This window comes from Plantactinospora sp. ZYX-F-223, assembly GCF_039649625.1.
Taxonomy (GTDB): Bacteria; Actinomycetota; Actinomycetes; order Mycobacteriales; family Micromonosporaceae; genus Plantactinospora.
Genome location: NZ_JBDJAV010000001.1, coordinates 25,574 through 42,388, shown reverse-complemented (window position 1 = coordinate 42,388; position 16,815 = coordinate 25,574). Strand labels below are relative to the sequence as shown.

Sequence of the window (16,815 nt, the reverse complement as noted above, 5' to 3'; positions counted from 1 at the left end):
GCCCGCCGGGTCGACCGGTTGGGTCGGCGGGGTTCAGAACTGGCGTACCACCGGGATGACGTCGGCGCCGATCCGTTCCAGTAGGTCCAGCCGGGGCAGTTGCGGCACGGCGCCGATCGCCACGTCGAAGCCGAGGTCGTGCAGCCGGCGCAGCTCGTCGAGGAGCTGGCCGGTCTTCTCGCCGTTCTCCCCGATGTCCATGAACTGGTAGACGGTCTTGGTGATCTCGGCGTAGTCGCGGCCCTCCCGCTCGCAGTGCTCGCGCAGGACGGCCAGTTTGCGCTCCAGTTCCGGGGTGTTGAACAGGTTGCACGCCTGGGCGTACTTGGCGACCAGCCGCAGGGTCTTCTTCTCGCCACCACCGCCGATCATGATCGGCGGATGGGGACGGCTCAGCGGCTGCGGGGAGTTCAGCAGCCGCTCGGCCCGGATGTGCCGGCCAGGGAACGGCCCGTCGTCGTCGGACCACATCTGGAGCAGGTACCGCAGGGTCTCCTCAAGCAGCTCGAAGCGCTCGGCGACCGGCGGGAACGGGAAGCCGAGCCCTCGGGACTCCTCGGAGTTCCAGCCGGCGCCGATGCCGAGCATGGCCCGCCCGCCGGAGAGGACGTCCAGGGTCGTCACGATCTTGGCGAGCAGCCCCGGCGGCCGGTGGTGCACCCCGGTGATCAGGGTGAGCAGGGTGGCCCGCTCGGTGTGCCCGGCGAGGAAGCCCAGCGTGGTGTACGCCTCCAGCATCTCCGCCTCGGGCGGGCCGACGGTCTGGATCTGGAAGAAGTGGTCCATCATGGCGAGATAGTCGAACCCGACCCGGTCGGCCGTACGGGCCACGGCGGCCAGGTCGGCGCCGAGCCCCGCCGGCCCGTTCGGCCAGGTCAGGTTGGGAATCTGTAGGCCAAGCCGCATGACGTCCGCTCGTCTCCTCTCAACATGCCGCGACGGACATATCCCCCGCAACCCTAACCGCCCGCCAGCCGGGTCGGTTCGGTTCACCGACCAGCCGCGCCGAGAAGTCACGATGGCCGGGGACCGGTTACTACGGCTACCGCCGGGACCTGGTCGAGGAGGAGAGCGGGCCGCGCGGCTGACCGCCGCGCCGGTCGGCCCGGGCCGGGGCGGCGCCGGTCGCACCGTCCCGGCCGGGTCGGAGGTTCAGCTCCGCTCGGGTACGGTCATCTCGCCGAGGATCGACCAGCCGTCCTGCGGGATCGTGGTGTTGACGATCTTCGGCGTCTCGGCGAGGTGCGGCGGCAGGGTTGCCTGCGCCTGCCGGAAGTGCTCCGACTGCACGTGCGCGGCACCCGCGTCACCGTTCCGGAACGCCTCGACCAGGACGTACACGGTCGGGTCGTCGATGCTGCGCGACCACTCGAACCACAGGCAACCGGGTTCGGCACGGGTCGCCCGGGTGAACTCGCCGGCGATCTCGGGCCACCTGTCGGCGTACTCCGGCAGCACTCGGAACTTCGCGGTGATAAAGATCATCTGGATCTCCTCGTACGGCTGGTCGGGCACCCGCGACCGGGGTCGCGCCCGCAGATCCTAGTGCCCCGGTATCCGTACGCCCACTTGCCGCCGATCGCGGCTTTTCTCCGGTATAGCCGGCGTCTGCCTGTCCCGCGACAGACCCGCGCCGAACCGCCCGTCGACCAGGGTCCCGCCGGACACGGCAGGGGCTAGGCTTTCCCGGTGATCGAGGCGGACGACTCCGGAGCGGACGAACGGCTGCGCCGGATCGAGGCGGTGACCGACTCCGCGCTGTCCCGGCTCGACGTGGAGGACCTGCTCGACGAACTGCTCGCCCGGGTCTGTGCACTGCTCGGGGTCGACACGGCCTCGATCCTGCTGCTCGACCAGCACGCCCAGCAGCTCGTGGCCACCGCCGCGAAGGGACTGGAGGAAGAGGTCCCGCAGGGTTTCCGGATCGCCCTCGGCCGGGGGCTCGCCGGCCGGGTCGCCCAGGAGAAACGTCCGGTGGTGCTCGACCGGGTCACCCCGGCCGAGGTGGTCAACCCGATCCTGCACGACAAGGGCATCCGGTCGATGCTCGGCGTACCCATGCTCGCCGGCTCCGAACTGGTCGGCGTGCTGCACGTCGGGACCCTCGCCCGGCGTCGGTTCGGCGCCGACGACATCCAGCTGCTGCAACTCGTCGCCGACCGCGCGAGCCTGGCCAGCCAGGCCCGGCTGGGCACCATCGACCGGACCGCCGCGCTCGCCCTGCAACGCAGCCTGCTGCCCACCCGGCTACCGGAGGCGCCCGGCGTCGACATGGCCGCCCGGTATGTGCCCGGCCACCACACCGGGGTCGGCGGCGACTGGTACGACGTCTTCACCCTCCCCTCCGGCTGGCTCGGCATCGTGGTCGGCGACGTATCCGGGCACGGCCTTCCCGCAGCGGTGGTGATGGGACGGCTACGCAGCGCGCTGCGCGCCTACGCCCTGGAGTGCGACGATCCCGCCGACGCGCTGACCCGACTCGACCGCAAGATCCAGCACTTCGAGGCGGGCAAGCTGGCCACGGTGCTCTACGCGCTGGTCAGCCCGGATCGGACTCGCCTGCGCGTCTCGCTCGCCGGACACCTGCCGCCGATGCTGGCCCGGACCGGCCAGCCGACGGACACCATGTCGCTCCCCGTCGACCTGCCGCTCGGCACCGGGCGTCCGAGGCCCCGCCGCAGCATCGCCGTCGACTTCCCGCCGGGCGCCCTGCTGGTCTGCTACACGGACGGGCTCGTCGAACGTCGGGGCGAACTCATCGACATCGGGTTGGAGCGGCTGCGGGCGGCGGTCCGGCCCGGACCGGCCGAGGCGGCCTGCGCGACCGTCATGGCCGCGCTCGGCGTCGAACAGCCCGTCGACGACGTGGCACTGCTGGCGCTGCGCCGCCACCCACCCGCCGGATAGCCGCTCCGCGCACAGCGGCGGCACCCCGTTCCGTTCACAACGGCGGCAAGCCGTCCTGTTCACAACGGCGGCAAGCCGAGGGCCTCGTCGACCCGGCCCAGCACCGCGACGTCGTCCGCGCCCACACCGCGGAGCAGATCGATCGCGGTCGCCCGGATCTGACCCACGATCATGATGATCGGCAGCGCCGGGTTCCGGGTGAGCAGCCGCCCCGCGGTGCGTACCGCGTCCAGGGCGGCGGCGTCGGTCTGCTCGGCGTACCGGTCGGCCGCCTCGTCCTGCCCGCTCAGGTCGGCGGCGAGCGCCTCGCCGGCACAGCGCATCGCCTCGGCGAGCGACCGCAGCGCCTCGCCCAGCTCCGCCGGGCTGGCCACCGGCAGCCGGGTCAGCGCCACCCCCGCCCGGGCCAGCACCCGCAGGTTGCGTACGGCGTAGTCGACCTGCCGGCTCGACGCGTTGAGCGCGTGTACCCGCCCGATGTGCCGGCGCCGCCGTACGTGCAGCCGCAGCGCCTCCCCGGCGGCCAGTACCGCCGTCTGGAGCCGGTCCACCGCGGCGTCCAGCCCGCGGGCCCGGTCGAGCGCGGCCAGCGCCGCCGGCTCGTCGCGGCGGTCGAGCGCCTCGCTGATCTCGGTGAGCAGCTCCGCCAGCGCGGCGAAGGTCTGGCGCGACTCGGCCAGCAGCGGGGCGAGCGGCTGCCGGGCGCTGGCCAGCTGGCTCGCGGCCAGTGCCACCACCCCGCCGATCAGCGCATCGACGAACCGGAACGGCACCAGCGCGTCGGTCGACGGCGGCACCGTCACCAGATAGAGGGCGGAGACCGTGGCCTGCACCACGGTGACGTTGCTGGCACCGATCGCCGTGGCGAGCCCGACGGTCAGCAGCACGACGGTGAGTACCGTCCAGGTGGTCCGGCCGAGCGCCTGCACCACGAGGTCGGCGACGAGTACCCCGGCGGCGACCCCGAGCACCACCTCCACGGCCCGGCGCATCCGCTGACCCCGGGCCTGGCCCAGCACGATCAGCGCCGCCGCCGGGGCGAAGAACGGCTGCGGGTGGCCGAGCACCGCCGCCGCGATCGCCCAGGAGGCGGTCGCGGCCAGCGTCGCCTCGACCACCGGCAGCCAGCCCTGGCGCAGCCGGTCGGCGACGGGCCGGAGCCAACCCACCGGAGAAACACCTCGTCCCTTGCGATCGTTGCCCGCACGATATCCGCTGCCCGGCCCCTCCGCCGCTGGCGCCCGTCGTCGCCGACCGCCTCGGCCGGTAGCCTGCTCGCCGTGACCGGTGTCCTGCACTCGCACTGCTCGTACTGTGGCACCGCCTATTCGGCGCCTGCCTGGCCCCGGGTCTGCGCCCACTGCGGCCAGACCACCTGGCGCAACCCGTCCCCGGTGGCACTGGCGATCCTGCCGGTGCTGACCGCCGACGGCATCGGCGTGGTGGTGCAGCGCCGCGACATCGAGCCGGGCCGGGGGCTGCTGGCGCTGCCCGGCGGCTTCATCGACTACGGCGAGGACTGGCGCGACGCGCTGGTGCGGGAACTCCGCGAGGAGACCGGCCTGGTCGCCGACGCCGAGACCGCGAGACTGTACGCGGTGCACAGCGTGCCGGCGGGTGGCACGATCCTGATCTTCGGCGTACTGCCGGCGCGGCCGGCCGAGTCGCTGCCCGCCTCCGCCCCGACCGAGGAGTCCACCGAGTGGCTGGTGCTCACCGAGCCGGCGGAGCTGGCCTTCGCTACCCACACCCAGGTAGTGGCCGAGTTCCTGGCCGCCAACCGGCCACCCGGATCGGCCGGGCCGGATCCGACACCGGCTGGCGACTGATCTGAGCCGTCCACCGGCGGATTCGAGGCCGGTCAGGTCGCGCCTGGCCGGGCCCCGCCCGGCCGAGCACCGACCGGCCGCCTGTCTGGCCCGCCGCTGCCGGAGGCGGTATTCTGCTCGGCGATGAACACCTCTCTCCGCAGATTGGGGGTCCAGTCCACGCAAGGTGAGTGCTGATGCACCCATCGACTGTGGACAGGGACTCCCGGCTCTCCTTCTGGCAGCGCGTACGCGAGTTCGCCGTGCCGCCCTCCATGATCGAGTTGGCTACCGCCCGCCGTGCTCTCGGCGACTGGGCCGGAGCCTGCGCCGCCGCACGCGTCGACGTGGACCTGCGACTGCGTTCGGTGGCACGCAGCTACGGCCGCGAACTGGCGGCCCAGCTCCGGGCCGACCTCTGCCATCTCGCCCCTGACCTGCTGCGCTGGCACCTGCCCCGGGTGGCTCCGGACGGGTTGCTGCGACCGGGCCTGACCATTGCGCTGGCCCGGTACCCCGGGACCGACGCCGGCAGCCCGCACCTGGTGGCCCGGACCGCGCCGGCCTGGGCGGACGCCGGGCAGCGGATCAGCCTCGCGCTGTGGGACCCGGCACGGCCGGCCGAACGGGACGGGCCACATCCGCATCCCCGCCCGGACCGGCGGTTCCGGCTCGACCTGCACCGCCACCTCTGGGACGTACGCCGGGCCGGAGAGCTGCGGGCCCGGTCCGGTGCAGAGTGGCAACCCGGCACCGGCCGGCTCGACGCGGAACGGGACCTGCCGGACGGCTTCGACTGCGCGGTGCCGTGCTGGGCCGCCGAGGCGGAGCTGCTGCTCCGCGCGGAGGGCAGCAGCGGCGGCACCGTCACCGTCCGGCTCGGCTCCCGGCACCGGCTGCTGCTGGACCTGCTGCCGGATCCGGGCGGCGGACCCACCGGATTACGGATCCGGACGGTGCCGGCCCGGAGTCACCCCGCCGGGCTGCCGGTGCTGCCGGACGCCGCGACCTGGGTACTGCCCGACCTGGCGCTGCTCCGGGCCGGGCTGATCCGGCCCGACCAACTACACCCGCTGGTCGCCTCGGCGCTCAGCCCGGACCGCCCGGTCGCCGAGACCCCGGCGGCCCTGCTCGGCGACTCCGCCCCCCGGTACGTCGAGTGCCGCGGCGCCCGGCACCGCATCGGCCTGGTCGGCGGCACACTCGTCGCGCTGGACCACGATCCCGCCGAGATCCGCCGCGAGGAGTTGCTGGCCGCGCTGACCGGCACGCCGCTGCCCTGTCTGCAGGCCATCGACGGGGCACACCGCCAGCCGGAGAACCTCGGCGACATCCGGGCCCGGCTGGACCACGGTGACACCGACGGAGCCGTGGCCGCCGTCGAGCGGCTGCTCGGACCGGACGCGCTGCTCCGCGCCGGCGCGCTGCGGGACGAGCTGGAGGCGGCGGCGCTCCGCCGGGTCTCGCACGGGCTGTACCGGGCCGGGCTGGGCGGATCCGCCCCGCACCCGGCCAGCGGGCTCGGCGGGCGCCCCCGTGACCTGTCCCGGCGGGCCGCCCGACTTCCGCGTACCTCCTCCCGGGCACATCCGCGGCACGCGACCGCCCGCTGACCCGCGCGCCCCGTCCCCTCCCTTCCCGGCCCAGGTGCCGACCGGCCCCTGCCGGCCCGACTCGACCTCAAGGTGATCTCACATGCGTATCTCCGTGCCGTCCGCCCCCTCCTCCGTCGTCGCGCCCGCCTCCCCCGCCCGCTCCGCGTCCCCACCCCCCGCTCCGGCTGCCGCTCCCGGTGTCCCGGCCGAATCGTCCCGGGTGGGCCAGCTCGACGTCGCCGCCGAACTGCTCGCCCTGCTGGGCGACACCGCGACCGAGCCGCGGCCCGACCCGCAACTGGAGGCGCTGACCCTGGCCGTGGCCGCCGACCTGCCGGTGCTGCTCTGGGGAGAGCCGGGAATCGGCAAGACGGCCGTACTGAACCAGCTCGCCTCCGCTCTCGACCTGCCACTGACCACGGTGATCGCCAGCGTGCACGAGCCGTCGGACTTCGCCGGGCTGCCGGTGATCGGTGACGATCCGGCGGTACAGGGTGTGCCGATGGCCCCGCCGGACTGGGCCGTCCGCCTGGTACGGGCCGGCCGGGGTCTGCTCTTCCTGGACGAGCTCTCCACCGCACCGCCGGCCGTGCAGGCCGCGCTGCTCCGGGTGGTGCTGGAACGGCGGGTCGGGGCGCTGCGGCTGCCGCCCGGAGTGCGGATCGTGGCCGCCGCCAACCCACGCTCCTCGGCGGCCGACGGCTGGGAGCTGAGCCCGCCGCTGGCCAACCGCTTCGTACATCTCCAGTGGACGTACGACCACCAGGTCGTGGTCCGGGGGCTGGGCGGGACCTGGTCCACGGCCGTGCTGCCCCGACTCGCCCCGGAGCGGCTGCCCGAGGCGGTGGCGTTCGCCCGGCGCGCGGTGTGCGGGTTCCTGACCGCCCGCCCCGGGCTCGTGCACCGGCTGCCGGACAACGAGGCCCGCCGGGGTGGCCCCTGGCCGTCACCGCGCAGTTGGGACATGACGCTGCGGCTGGTCGCCTTCGCCACCGCGGCCGACACCTCCCGGGAGGTGCTCTCCATGCTGGTCCGGGGCACCGTCGGCGACGGCCCGGGGCTGGAGTTGCTGGCCAGCCTGGACCGGCTGGACCTGCCGGACCCCGAGTCGCTGCTGGCCGACCCGGCCCGGGCGGACCTGCCGGAGCGGGGCGACCTGCGGCAGGCCGTACTCGACGGGGTGGTCGAGGCGGTCCGGAAGCTCCCCGACCGGTCCCGCTGGGACGCGGCCTGGAAACTGCTGGTCCGGGCGCTGGAGACCGGCGCCCCGGACCTGGTGGTGGTACCCGCGACCACGCTCGCCGCGCTCCGCCAGCCCGACTGGGACCTGCCGGAGTCGATCGACCGGCTCGCCGGGGTGGTCTCGTTGACCCGGCGGGCGGACCAGGTGGCGACCCGGGTCGCCGCCACCGCCGGGGCCGGCCGATGACCCGCCCGACCGGTGCCCTCGACACCGAGAAGCTCTTCACCGCCCGGCTGCACGCGGCCCGGGTCCGGCCCTACCTGGCGACGGCGCTCTTCGCGCTGCACGCCGTGGAGTCGCGGCGGGTGCCGACGATGGCCGTGGACCGGCACTGGCGGTGTTACGTCTCGCCCGCGTTCGTGGACCGGACCCCGGTGGCGGAACTGGCCGGGGTGTGGGTGCACGAGGTCTCCCACCTGCTGCGCGACCATCACGGCCGCGGCGACCGGGTCGCCGTGCGGCGCGGGCTGGTCGGGCCGGGAGAACGGCTGCGGATGAACATCGCGGCGGACTGCGAGATCAACGACGACGTGTACGGGGACGGGCTGGCCCGACCCGACGGCGCCGTCGATCCGGGGCTGCTCGGCCTTTCCCCGGGCGAGTTGATGGAGGACTACCTGCGGCAGTTCCGGCTCGGCCCGCACACCCAGGACTTCGTCTGGCTGGACTGCGGCAGTGGTGCCGACGGGCTGGACCGGGAGTGGGACCTGGGACCCGACGGCGCGCACGGGCTCACCGCCGAGGAGCGGGACGCGGTCCGGTTCCGGGTCGCGCAGGGCATCGCCGCCCGGCCGGGTACGGCACCGAAGGGCTGGCGGCGGTGGGCGGAGGAGGCGTTCCATCCGCCGCAGCCGTGGCGGGACCTGCTCGGCGCCGCCATCCGCTCGGCGGCCAACGGCCCCGGCGCGGGCGACGACTACACGTACGGCAGGCCGGCGCGGCGCTCCGCCAGCCTGCCCGGGGTGATCCTGCCGAGCCTGCGCCGCAGACCGCCCCGGGTCTCCGTGGTGATCGACACCTCCGGCTCGGTCAGCGACGCCGAACTGGGCAGTGCGCTCCTGGAGGTCGCCGCGATCGGTCGCGCCGTGGGCGGCCGGCGTGACCTGGTCAGCGTGCTGCCGTGTGACGCGGCGGCCGGGACCGTGCACCGGCTGTGCCGGGCCGAGGGGATTCCGCTGCTCGGCGGCGGCGGGACGGACCTGCGGACCGGATTCACGGCGGCGCTGCGGACCCGGCCCGCTCCGGACGTCGTGGTGGTACTCACCGACGGCCAGACCCCGTGGCCGGCCACCCGGCCGGCGTGCCGGACGGTGGTGGGGCTGTTTCCCCGGCCGAGCGCGGCCCGGTCCTGGCGGGAGAACGATCCCGACTACGTACCGGACGCGCCGCCGGGCTGGGCCCGGGTGGTGGAGATCGGCCCCGGATAGATCGGCTGCCCTTGATATTTCCGGAAGTTTTTCGGTAACTTGACCGCAACAGCATCGACGCTGTCCGGCAAGGGAGTGCAGATCGTCACGGGGGCGAGCATGGCATTCGAGTTCCGGCTTCTGGGTTCGTTCGAGCTTCTCGACGGTCTGCGTCCGGTCCCGCTCACGGCCCACAAACCCCGGGCGCTGCTGGCCATGCTGGTGCTGCACGCCGGGCAGCTCGTGCCGTGGCACCGGATGCTCGACGAGTTGTGGGACGGCAGGCCGCCCCGCTCGGCCATCCCCAACCTGCGCACCTACGCGACCGAACTGCGCCGGTCGGTGTTCCGGAACGGACAGCAGCTCGCGACCGAGCCGGGTGGCTACCGGCTGCACCTCGGGTGCGAGGTGGTCGACCTCGTGGAGTTCGACCAGCTCTGCGCGCAGGCGCGCCGCCGGCACGCGGAGGGTGAGCTCCTGCTGGCCGAGTCCGCGTACGCGGAGGCGCTGCGGCTGTGGCGGGGCCCGCCGCTGGCCGGTCTGCGTACCGGCCCGGTGCTGGCGGCTGCGGCCACGGTGCTGGAGGAACGCCGCACCGGGGTCGCGGAGGACTACTTCGAGGTACGGCTGGACCTGCTCCGGGCCGGACACGGTGGCGGGCCGGGGCTCGTCGCCGACCTGCGCCAGCACATCGCGGCCTTTCCGCTGCGGGAGCACCCGCGCCGGCAGCTCATGCTCGCGCTCTACCGGCTCGGCGACGTCGCCGGAGCCCTCGCCTCGTACTCCGGCGCCTGCGCGGAGTTGCGGGAGTCGCTCGGCCTCGACCCGGACCGCGAACTCGCCCGGTTGCACGCGGCGATCCTGCGCCGGGATCCCGGCCTGCTCCGGACCGGCCTACCCCGTCCCCAGGCCCCGCCGGCCCGTCGACCCGGCCGGGGTGACGGCGACGGCACCGGTCGACCGGTGCAGGTGGCGGTCTGCGGCCCCGGCCCGCGCACCGACGCCGAACTCGCCCAGGCCGGACAGTTGGGGCGGCTGTTGGCCCGGCGCGGTGCGGCGGTGCTCTGCGGCGGGGAGGACGGGCTGGTGGAGGCGGTTGCCGCCGGTGCCCGGGCCGAGCACGGCGTGGTGGTCCCGATGGAGTTCGGGCAGTCCCGCACCGGGTTGCTGGGCTGGTCGGCCGACGCGGTGATCGTGGTCGGCGGCTCCTGGGGCACCCTGTGCGAGGCCGCGGCGGCGGTACGCGGCGGCGTTCCGGTCGTCGCGCTCGGCGGCTGGACGGTGGTGGACTCGGCCGGTCGACCCGTACCCGGCATCCAGGGCGCCGACACCCCGGCCGCGGCCGTCGACCTCGCCGTCGGTTGACCGCTCAGCCGGCTCCGCCACCCCGCACCCCGGGCACCGGCTCGTCCACGGTCGACACCGGTACCTGGTAGCCGCTGGCCTGGAGCCGGAAGAGCCGGGCGTACCGGCCGTCGCGGGAGATCAGTGACTCGTGCGAGCCCTGTTCGACGATCCGACCGTCCTCCAGCACCACGATGAGGTCCGCGTCCCGGACGGCGGAGAGCCGGTGCGAGATCAGCAGGCTGGTACGCCCCCGCCGGAGCGTGCGCAGCCGCCGGTGCACCTCGTGCTCGGCCTCGGCGTCCAGCCCGGCCGTCGGCTCGTCCAGGATCAGCAGGTCCCGCTGGTCCCGCAGCAGGGAACGGGCGACCGCCACCCGCTGCCACTGCCCGCCGGAGAGCGCGACACCGGCCCGTGGGTCCGCCGAGTCCGCCTCGTCGAGGAAGATCCGGGACAGCAGCGTGTCGTATCCGGCAGGCAGCGCGGCGAGGGTCTCGTGGCAGCCGGCGAGCCGGGCCGCGCCCATCACCGCCGCCCGGTCGTCGAGCCGGCCCAGGTCGCCGACGCCGATGTTCTCCGCCGCCGAGAGGTCGTACCCCATGAAGTCCTGGAACACCACGCCGAGCCGTTCGCGCAGCCCACGCACGTCGTACTCGCGCAGGTCGGTGCCGTCCCAGCGGACGCTGCCCCGGACCGGGTCGTAGAACCGGCACAGCAGCTTGACCAGTGTGCTCTTGCCGGCCCCGTTGAGCCCGACCAGTCCCACCGCGCAGCCGGCCGGGATGACCAGGTCCACCCCGCGCAGCACCCACGGTTGGCCGTCGGCGTACCGGAACCAGACGTCGCGCAGCTCGACGTCGCGTTCCAGCGGCCCCGGACCCACTCCCGGCCGGGCCGGCTCCGGCAGGTCGGGCGGCGCGGCCACCACCGCCCGGTAGTGGTCGAAGAGCAGCAGCGCATGGTGCGTCGCCGCGCCCTGCGCCACCATGCCGCCGAGCGCCGCCTGCACCCCGGCCACCGCGGCCACGAAGAGGGTGACGTCGCCGACGCCGAGCCGGCCGCCGGCCGCGAGCGCGACCGCCCAGGCCAGCCCCCCGGCCGCCACCGCCGCCGCCAGCAGCGCCAGCCCCGCCTGGCCGAGCATCTCGCGGCGGTCCATCGTGTCCTGTTCGCGGTTGACGTGCCGCAGTTCCCGCAGCAAGCGGGTGTTGAAGAAGTCGCCGAGTCCGAAGAGCCGGATCTCCTTGGCCGCTTCGAGGCTGGTCAGCAGCCGGGCGTAGAACAGCTCGCGCCGCTGCGCGTGCCCGAGCCGCCAGGCGAGCGCGGCGCGCTGCCGGCTGAGCCGGATCTCCACCCAGGTGGTCGGCGCGGCCGCCACCACGACCACCAGCACCATCGCCGGGGCGACGGCCAGCAGGGAGCCGACGAAGCCGAGCAGGGTCAGGACGCCCTGCGCGACGCCGAGCCCGCCGCTGACGCACTGGGCCGGCCCGAGCCGCCCGGCGCCCTCGGCCAGTTGCAGCCGGTCCCGGAAGCGGGGATTCTCCAACCGGGCCAGCCCGGCGAACCCGTTCACCGCCGTGTAGAGGCGACCGGTCACCAGCAGCCGGAGCGCCCGCCCACTGACGCCGTCGACGTACCCGGCCAGGTGTGGCTGGGCCGCCACGGCCGCGCCGACCACCCCCAGCGCGGCGGCCAGCGCCAGCACGTCGCCGAGCTGCCGGCCGGGCTGGCCGGCCGCCAGCCGGTCCACCACCAGCTTGGTGAGCCAGGCCAGCGCCACCGGCCCGCCGCCGGCCAGGAGCACGAGCAGCAGTTTGGCCACGGTCGCGGCCGGCGCCGCCCGCCAGGCCAGCCCGAGGGCGTCGACCAGATACCGCCCGGCGGTACCCGCGCCGAGGCGCGTCGCCGTGGGTGCCGCCTGCCACGCCTCCGGGTCGGCGGTCCGGGTCATACCGCCGGCAGTTCGGGCAGCCGGTCGACCGCGGAGCCAGCGGCCTTGACCCGGCCGTCGCCGTCCAGCACGCACATCGCCGGATAGCCCTGGACCGCGAACGCCCGGTGCAGCGGACCCTCCTCGACCTCGACCACCACCCGGGCGACCGGTTCGAGCAGGGCCACCAGTTCCCCGGTGGCCTCGGGTGTGCCGACGGCGACGGCGAGGACCCGCTCCCGGCCGCCGGCCGCCGCGCGCTCGGCGAACCGGGGCGCCTGCTCCCGGCAGGGGGCACAGTCCGGCGAGAAGAACCCGACCAGGGTGCCGCCGGCCAGGTCGTCCGGGCCGAGCGCCTCACCCGTGGTGGTCCGCACCGGCGCGAACGGCCCCGGTTCGGCACCCGCCGCCAGGATGAGGTCGTAATCGGGGCGCCCGGCGCCCATCGCGTCCAGCCGGGCGGTGTGCTCGCGCAGCCGCCGGATGACGCCGTAGGTGAAAATCAGGTTCGCTCCAGCGACGAGTCCGATCAGGACGATCGCCACGACGAGGTAGGGCACGACGGGTCTCCCCCTGTGTCGGTCACGCCCACAGCTCGACGAGGTCGTCGAGGTGGACGACGAAGGTCGCCACGATGGCGGCGGCGCCCACCGAGAGCAGCACGCCGGGTCCGCCGACGGGCGGGGCCGCACCGGCCGACAGCGCCGCTAACAGGCCCGTCCCGGCGACCAGGAACAGCAACAGATTGCGTACGACGTGCCGCACGCCGAGCCGCGCCGTGCCGTTGCCGAAGCAGCGGCAGCGTACGTCCAGCCGGCGCCGGACGGCCAGCAGCACCCCTGCGGCCAGTACGGCGAGCAGCCCGGCGGCCAGCCCGAAGCCCCAGGCCGGTGCCACCAGCAGCAACGGCGGCACCAGTGCCTCGACGACGGTGAGCAGCACCGCCACCGCCCCGGTACGGCGTACCAGCGGGGCGAGGGAGCCTGCGAACTCGCGGAACGCGTGCCGGGAACGCAGCCTGCTCGCCGCCGACCAGCCGAAGACCACGGCCAGCAGCACCCCGCAGCCGATTCCCAGGTACGCCACCGCCTGCCACCTCCCTCGGTCCGGTACCGGCTCGGCGGTGCCGGTACGGGGCCGGCACCGCCGAGGTGTGGGCTACGGACAGCCGGTGGGTCCGGTACGCGCCTGGCAGCTACAGGTGTAGCCGGTGCCCTGTGCGCAGCACCGCTCGTAGTAGAGATAGCTGGAGCGGCAGTAGCAGTAGCTGCTCCACCAGCAGGGTTGGGCCTGTGCCTCGACCTTCGGCACGGCCATCGTCACCATCCTGTCGGCGACCCGGCGGACGAACCTCTTCATCCTGCACTCCCTTCCGGAACGGTCGGGCCCCACGCTAGGCACCGGCGCTACACCGGCCATACAGCTTCCGCATAGTGCGGCTGGGGCTGGCGGCGACTCGGATCCGGCCAGGCTGGCGGCGGCGACTCGGATCCGGCCAGGCGGGGAGGCCGGCTCAGATCCGGCGGAGCACGACGCCGAGCAGCCGGTCGGCGGTGACGTAGCCGTAGTGCCGGGAGTCGTAGCTCGACGCCGCGTTGTCGCCGATCGCGACCAGCCGGTCCGGGGGAACGACCTCGTCGTCCAGGGTGGCCAGCGCCGGCCCGGCACCGTGCGGCACGGGGTCGCCCGCGACCGCGACGGCCCGCTTGATCAGCCATCCGTCGGACGGGCGCACCTGGCCGGGTGGCCGGCTCGGGACCGACGCCCGCCTCGGGTCCGGGGTCGGAGTCGACCCGGGGGTTCCCGCCCGCCGGACCAGCGGCTCCGGCGCCTCGGCGAAGACGACCAGGTCGCCGGTGCGGAGCTGCGCGGCACGGCGGCGGCGGACCAGGACCCGGTCACCCTCCCGCAGCGCCGGCTCCATGCTGGGGCCGCGCACGGTCACCACCACGAACCGCCTACGGAGCAGCGCGATGCCGAGCACCGCCACGACTGCCAGCACGACGGCCAGCCCGGCAGGCCACGCTCCGTCCATGGCTCACCACTGTATCGACAGCCGGGCGGTCAGTCGCCGGCGTGCTCGGCACCGCCGGTCCGGCGGGCCGAGCGCGGCGCCGTACCGGCCGGTCGGCCGACCCGGGCGACGTGCAGCAGCCGATCCGGCGGCGCGTCCAGCACCGAACCCAGCGCGTCGCGGGTCGCGGGCGCGTCGATGAGCTGGCTCAACGGATGCGCCGCCAGGCCGGCGGCGTGCAGGGTCAGCCAGACCCGCATCAGCACCCGCCCGAACCCGACCAGGCCCGCGTCGTCCGCTCCGGACGGTCCGACGAGGACCAGCACCGCGCCGCCGAGCGCGAGCGGGTTGCCGGCGGCCGCGGCAAGCAGCCGGGGCAACCCGAGCCGGCGCAGCACCGGGTACGCCGCCAGGGCCGCCCGCAGTCCGGTCGCCTCGCCCCGGGACAGCCCCAGGCAGCGGTCGGAAAGCCCGTCGGCGCGGTAGCCCGGGTGTCCCGGGGTGAGCCGCAGCCAGGACCGCAGCTCGGCGACGACCGCCGGATCCGCGTACAGGTGCCGGTCGGCGACCCGGAGCAGTCGGGCCAGCAGGTCGGCGTCCGGCACCATCCGGACCGCTCCGCCGGCCGCCCGCGCCACCGCGTCGGCGGCCGCGACCGCCTCGGCCGGCGGACCCGCCGAGAAGCGCCCCCGATGGGTACGCCGCCCGCGCACCTCCGCCGCCCCGAACGGGGTGTCGTAACGGCTCCCGGACGCCCGCAGCCAGCCCACCCGACGCTCCCCGGCGCAGTGGTCCGGCACGAACCCGACCCGCAGCCCGGCGTCGGCCGCCACGACCAGGCAGGTCTCGACGAACGCGCCGAGCGACAGCCACAGGTCCCGGCCGGACGGATCGGCCGCCGGCAGCGCGTCCGCCGGATCCCAGCCCACCCGGATCTCCGCGGCCCGGTAGTCGAGCCGCCACGGCTGGGTGTTGTGCGCACTCGGCGCCCGCCAGCAGAGCGGCTCCAGCGCCCGGAACGCCGCGACGTCCACCTACAACGCCTTCTCGTAGAAGGTGTACCCGTGCAGTGGCCGGCCGCCCATCCCCCGGAACTGCGCGGCCGAGGCCGGGTTGTCCCGCCCGACGTACGTGCTGCGCAGCGTGGTGTAGCCCCCGGCGTGCAGGTTCCGGTGCAGTTGCGCGGAGAGCATCCGCTGGTAGCCGCGCCCCTGGTATTCCGGCAGCACGCCCTTGACGATCAGTACCGCCTCCCGCCGGTACCGCCGCCGGGTCGCCAGCAGCCGGAGCTGGTTGACCAGGTTGAGGTTGCCCCGGACCCGGATCACGAACTCGCTGATGTCCGGGATGCAGAGCACGAAGGCCACCGGCCGGTCGGCCCGGGTCAGATAGAGCAGCAACGACTCGTCCAGCAGGTACGCCAGCCCGTCGGTCTGCCGGCGCAACTGCTCGGCCGAGATCTCGGTGTAGTAGCCGAGCTGGGCGAAGGAGGCGTTCAGCAGCTCGCGCAGCAGATCGAGCTGCTCGTCCAGCCGCCGCAGGTCGCCCCGGTGCACCCGCAGTTCCGGATCGTCGACGACCGGATCGGAGCCGGCCGGGGTCGGGGGCACCGGGCAGATCCAGGTGTCCGACTCGAACCGCCGGGCGAAGCCGTACGACTCGTAGGCGGTCACGTACCTCGGCGGGTTGTAGGCGCTGTCGACGAAGCCGCGGTCGGCGTACCCGGAGGTGATGACTCCGCCGGCCTCGTTGGGCAGCAACGCCACCGGCCCGAACAGCACCTCCCGGTCGCCGGTGGCCCGGCCGGCCGCGGTGATCGCCGCGAAGAGCGGCTCCGCCGCCGACTCGGTGAACTCGGTCAGCCCGAAGAGCTGGCACCGCCGGCCGAGCTTGGCGTCGAGGCCGGCGTCGGTGTGCAACGTGGTCCGGCCCAGCGCCGCACCGGTGTCGGCGTCCCGGAGCAGGTACATCGGCACGCCCTCGCGCCACCAGCGCCGGACCTGGGCACGGATCGGGGGTACGAAGCGCGGCTCGTCCGCGTACACCCGGTCGGAGACCGCGAGGAAGTCCCGCAGCCCGCGCCGGTCGACGACGCGTTCCAACGTGGTCGTCGCGGCGCTGGTCACCGCCGCACCGCCGGTCCGGTCGTCTCGGTGCCGAGCGGGGTGAAGGTCGGGATGTGCGCCATCTCGGTGGACTCGGCCCGCCACGCGCCGTTGGAGTAGCCGTCCGGCTCGGCGGTGTAGAGCCGGATGTAGCCGGCGGTCGCGTTCCGGGTGCCGTCGGTGACCCACATCATCAGCCTCCGGTGGTGCCGGGACCGCGCGAACCGCAGCATCGCGTCCCGGTCGGCGAAGAACGCGATGGTGCCGAGGGTGAACGGAAACTCCCAGTAGACGGTGTGCCAGCGGTATCCGGACATCCGCCGGAGGTCGCGGACCATCCGGAGCCAGACCGGCCAGAGCCGCAGGATCGCCAGCGGGCTCCGGTAGCGGGTCGCGCCGATGAACATCGCGCCGGCCCGAGCCTGCGCCGGGGCCTGGGAGAAATCCCGGGTACGCATGC

General features: G+C 74.7%; 17 protein-coding genes. 6 read left to right on the top strand and 11 right to left on the bottom strand.

Features of this window, described 5'->3' with window-relative positions:
* Positions 1-33 precede the first annotated feature (33 nt).
* The gene (locus tag AAH979_RS00165; RefSeq protein WP_346256114.1) at positions 34-906 is read right to left on the bottom strand and encodes an LLM class F420-dependent oxidoreductase; all 873 of its coding nucleotides are present in this window, start codon (positions 904-906) and stop codon (positions 34-36) included.
* A 246-nt stretch (positions 907-1,152) separates the two neighbouring features.
* Entirely contained in the window at positions 1,153-1,485 is a 333-nt protein-coding gene (locus tag AAH979_RS00160) for a putative quinol monooxygenase (RefSeq protein ID WP_346256113.1), read from the bottom strand.
* A 204-nt stretch (positions 1,486-1,689) separates the two neighbouring features.
* Here AAH979_RS00160 and AAH979_RS00155 point away from each other — a divergent pair, with 204 nt between their 5' ends.
* Positions 1,690-2,907, top strand: a complete 1,218-nt coding sequence (locus AAH979_RS00155; RefSeq protein ID WP_346256112.1) for a GAF domain-containing SpoIIE family protein phosphatase — start codon at positions 1,690-1,692, stop codon at positions 2,905-2,907.
* A 59-nt stretch (positions 2,908-2,966) separates the two neighbouring features.
* Here the strand turns inward: AAH979_RS00155 and AAH979_RS00150 are convergent, their stop codons facing one another.
* The gene (locus AAH979_RS00150; RefSeq protein WP_346256111.1) at positions 2,967-4,076 is read right to left on the bottom strand and encodes an FUSC family protein; all 1,110 of its coding nucleotides are present in this window, start codon (positions 4,074-4,076) and stop codon (positions 2,967-2,969) included.
* A gap of 111 nt (positions 4,077-4,187) precedes the next feature.
* On the opposite strand from AAH979_RS00150, the gene AAH979_RS00145 reads away from it, so the two are divergent.
* From AAH979_RS00145 to AAH979_RS00125, 5 genes are all read left to right on the top strand, one after another.
* Positions 4,188-4,736: an NUDIX domain-containing protein gene (locus AAH979_RS00145; RefSeq protein ID WP_346256110.1), complete on the top strand. Its 549-nt coding sequence runs from the start codon at positions 4,188-4,190 to the stop codon at positions 4,734-4,736.
* A 176-nt stretch (positions 4,737-4,912) separates the two neighbouring features.
* Positions 4,913-6,328, top strand: coding sequence for a hypothetical protein (locus tag AAH979_RS00140; protein WP_346256109.1), 1,416 nt, complete (start codon positions 4,913-4,915; stop codon positions 6,326-6,328).
* 82 nt (positions 6,329-6,410) lie between these two features.
* Positions 6,411-7,739 (top strand): AAA family ATPase, encoded by a 1,329-nt coding sequence (locus AAH979_RS00135; RefSeq protein ID WP_346256108.1) that lies wholly within the window; start codon positions 6,411-6,413, stop codon positions 7,737-7,739.
* A complete protein-coding gene (locus tag AAH979_RS00130) occupies positions 7,736-8,980 on the top strand; it encodes a VWA-like domain-containing protein (RefSeq protein ID WP_346256107.1) in 1,245 nt (414 codons plus the stop codon). Before AAH979_RS00135 ends, AAH979_RS00130 begins: the two co-directional genes overlap by 4 nt.
* A gap of 99 nt (positions 8,981-9,079) precedes the next feature.
* The gene (locus tag AAH979_RS00125; RefSeq protein ID WP_346256106.1) at positions 9,080-10,324 is read left to right on the top strand and encodes a BTAD domain-containing putative transcriptional regulator; all 1,245 of its coding nucleotides are present in this window, start codon (positions 9,080-9,082) and stop codon (positions 10,322-10,324) included.
* A gap of 4 nt (positions 10,325-10,328) precedes the next feature.
* Here AAH979_RS00125 and AAH979_RS00120 read toward each other — a convergent pair whose 3' ends face one another.
* The 8 genes from AAH979_RS00120 to AAH979_RS00085 all read right to left on the bottom strand — a co-directional run bounded on the left by AAH979_RS00120 (position 10,329) and on the right by AAH979_RS00085 (position 16,813).
* Positions 10,329-12,257 (bottom strand): ABC transporter ATP-binding protein, encoded by a 1,929-nt coding sequence (locus AAH979_RS00120; protein WP_346256105.1) that lies wholly within the window; start codon positions 12,255-12,257, stop codon positions 10,329-10,331.
* Positions 12,254-12,796: a hypothetical protein gene (locus AAH979_RS00115; protein ID WP_346256104.1), complete on the bottom strand. Its 543-nt coding sequence runs from the start codon at positions 12,794-12,796 to the stop codon at positions 12,254-12,256. The genes AAH979_RS00120 and AAH979_RS00115 overlap by 4 nt, the downstream gene beginning before the upstream one ends.
* A gap of 22 nt (positions 12,797-12,818) precedes the next feature.
* On the bottom strand, positions 12,819-13,322 hold the full coding sequence (locus tag AAH979_RS00110; RefSeq protein ID WP_346256103.1) for a MauE/DoxX family redox-associated membrane protein: 504 nt from the start codon (positions 13,320-13,322) through the stop codon (positions 12,819-12,821).
* Between the two features lie 72 nt (positions 13,323-13,394).
* Entirely contained in the window at positions 13,395-13,595 is a 201-nt protein-coding gene (locus tag AAH979_RS00105) for a hypothetical protein (RefSeq protein WP_346256102.1), read from the bottom strand.
* Positions 13,596-13,749: 154 nt separating this feature from the next.
* Positions 13,750-14,271, bottom strand: a complete 522-nt coding sequence (gene lepB / locus AAH979_RS00100; RefSeq protein ID WP_346256101.1) for a signal peptidase I — start codon at positions 14,269-14,271, stop codon at positions 13,750-13,752.
* 29 nt (positions 14,272-14,300) lie between these two features.
* A complete protein-coding gene (locus AAH979_RS00095; RefSeq protein ID WP_346256100.1) occupies positions 14,301-15,284 on the bottom strand; it encodes a nitroreductase in 984 nt (327 codons plus the stop codon).
* The gene (locus AAH979_RS00090) at positions 15,285-16,376 is read right to left on the bottom strand and encodes a hypothetical protein (protein WP_346256099.1); all 1,092 of its coding nucleotides are present in this window, start codon (positions 16,374-16,376) and stop codon (positions 15,285-15,287) included.
* Positions 16,373-16,813, bottom strand: coding sequence for a DUF4188 domain-containing protein (locus AAH979_RS00085; protein WP_346256098.1), 441 nt, complete (start codon positions 16,811-16,813; stop codon positions 16,373-16,375). The genes AAH979_RS00090 and AAH979_RS00085 overlap by 4 nt, the downstream gene beginning before the upstream one ends.
* Positions 16,814-16,815: the final 2 nt, after the last annotated feature.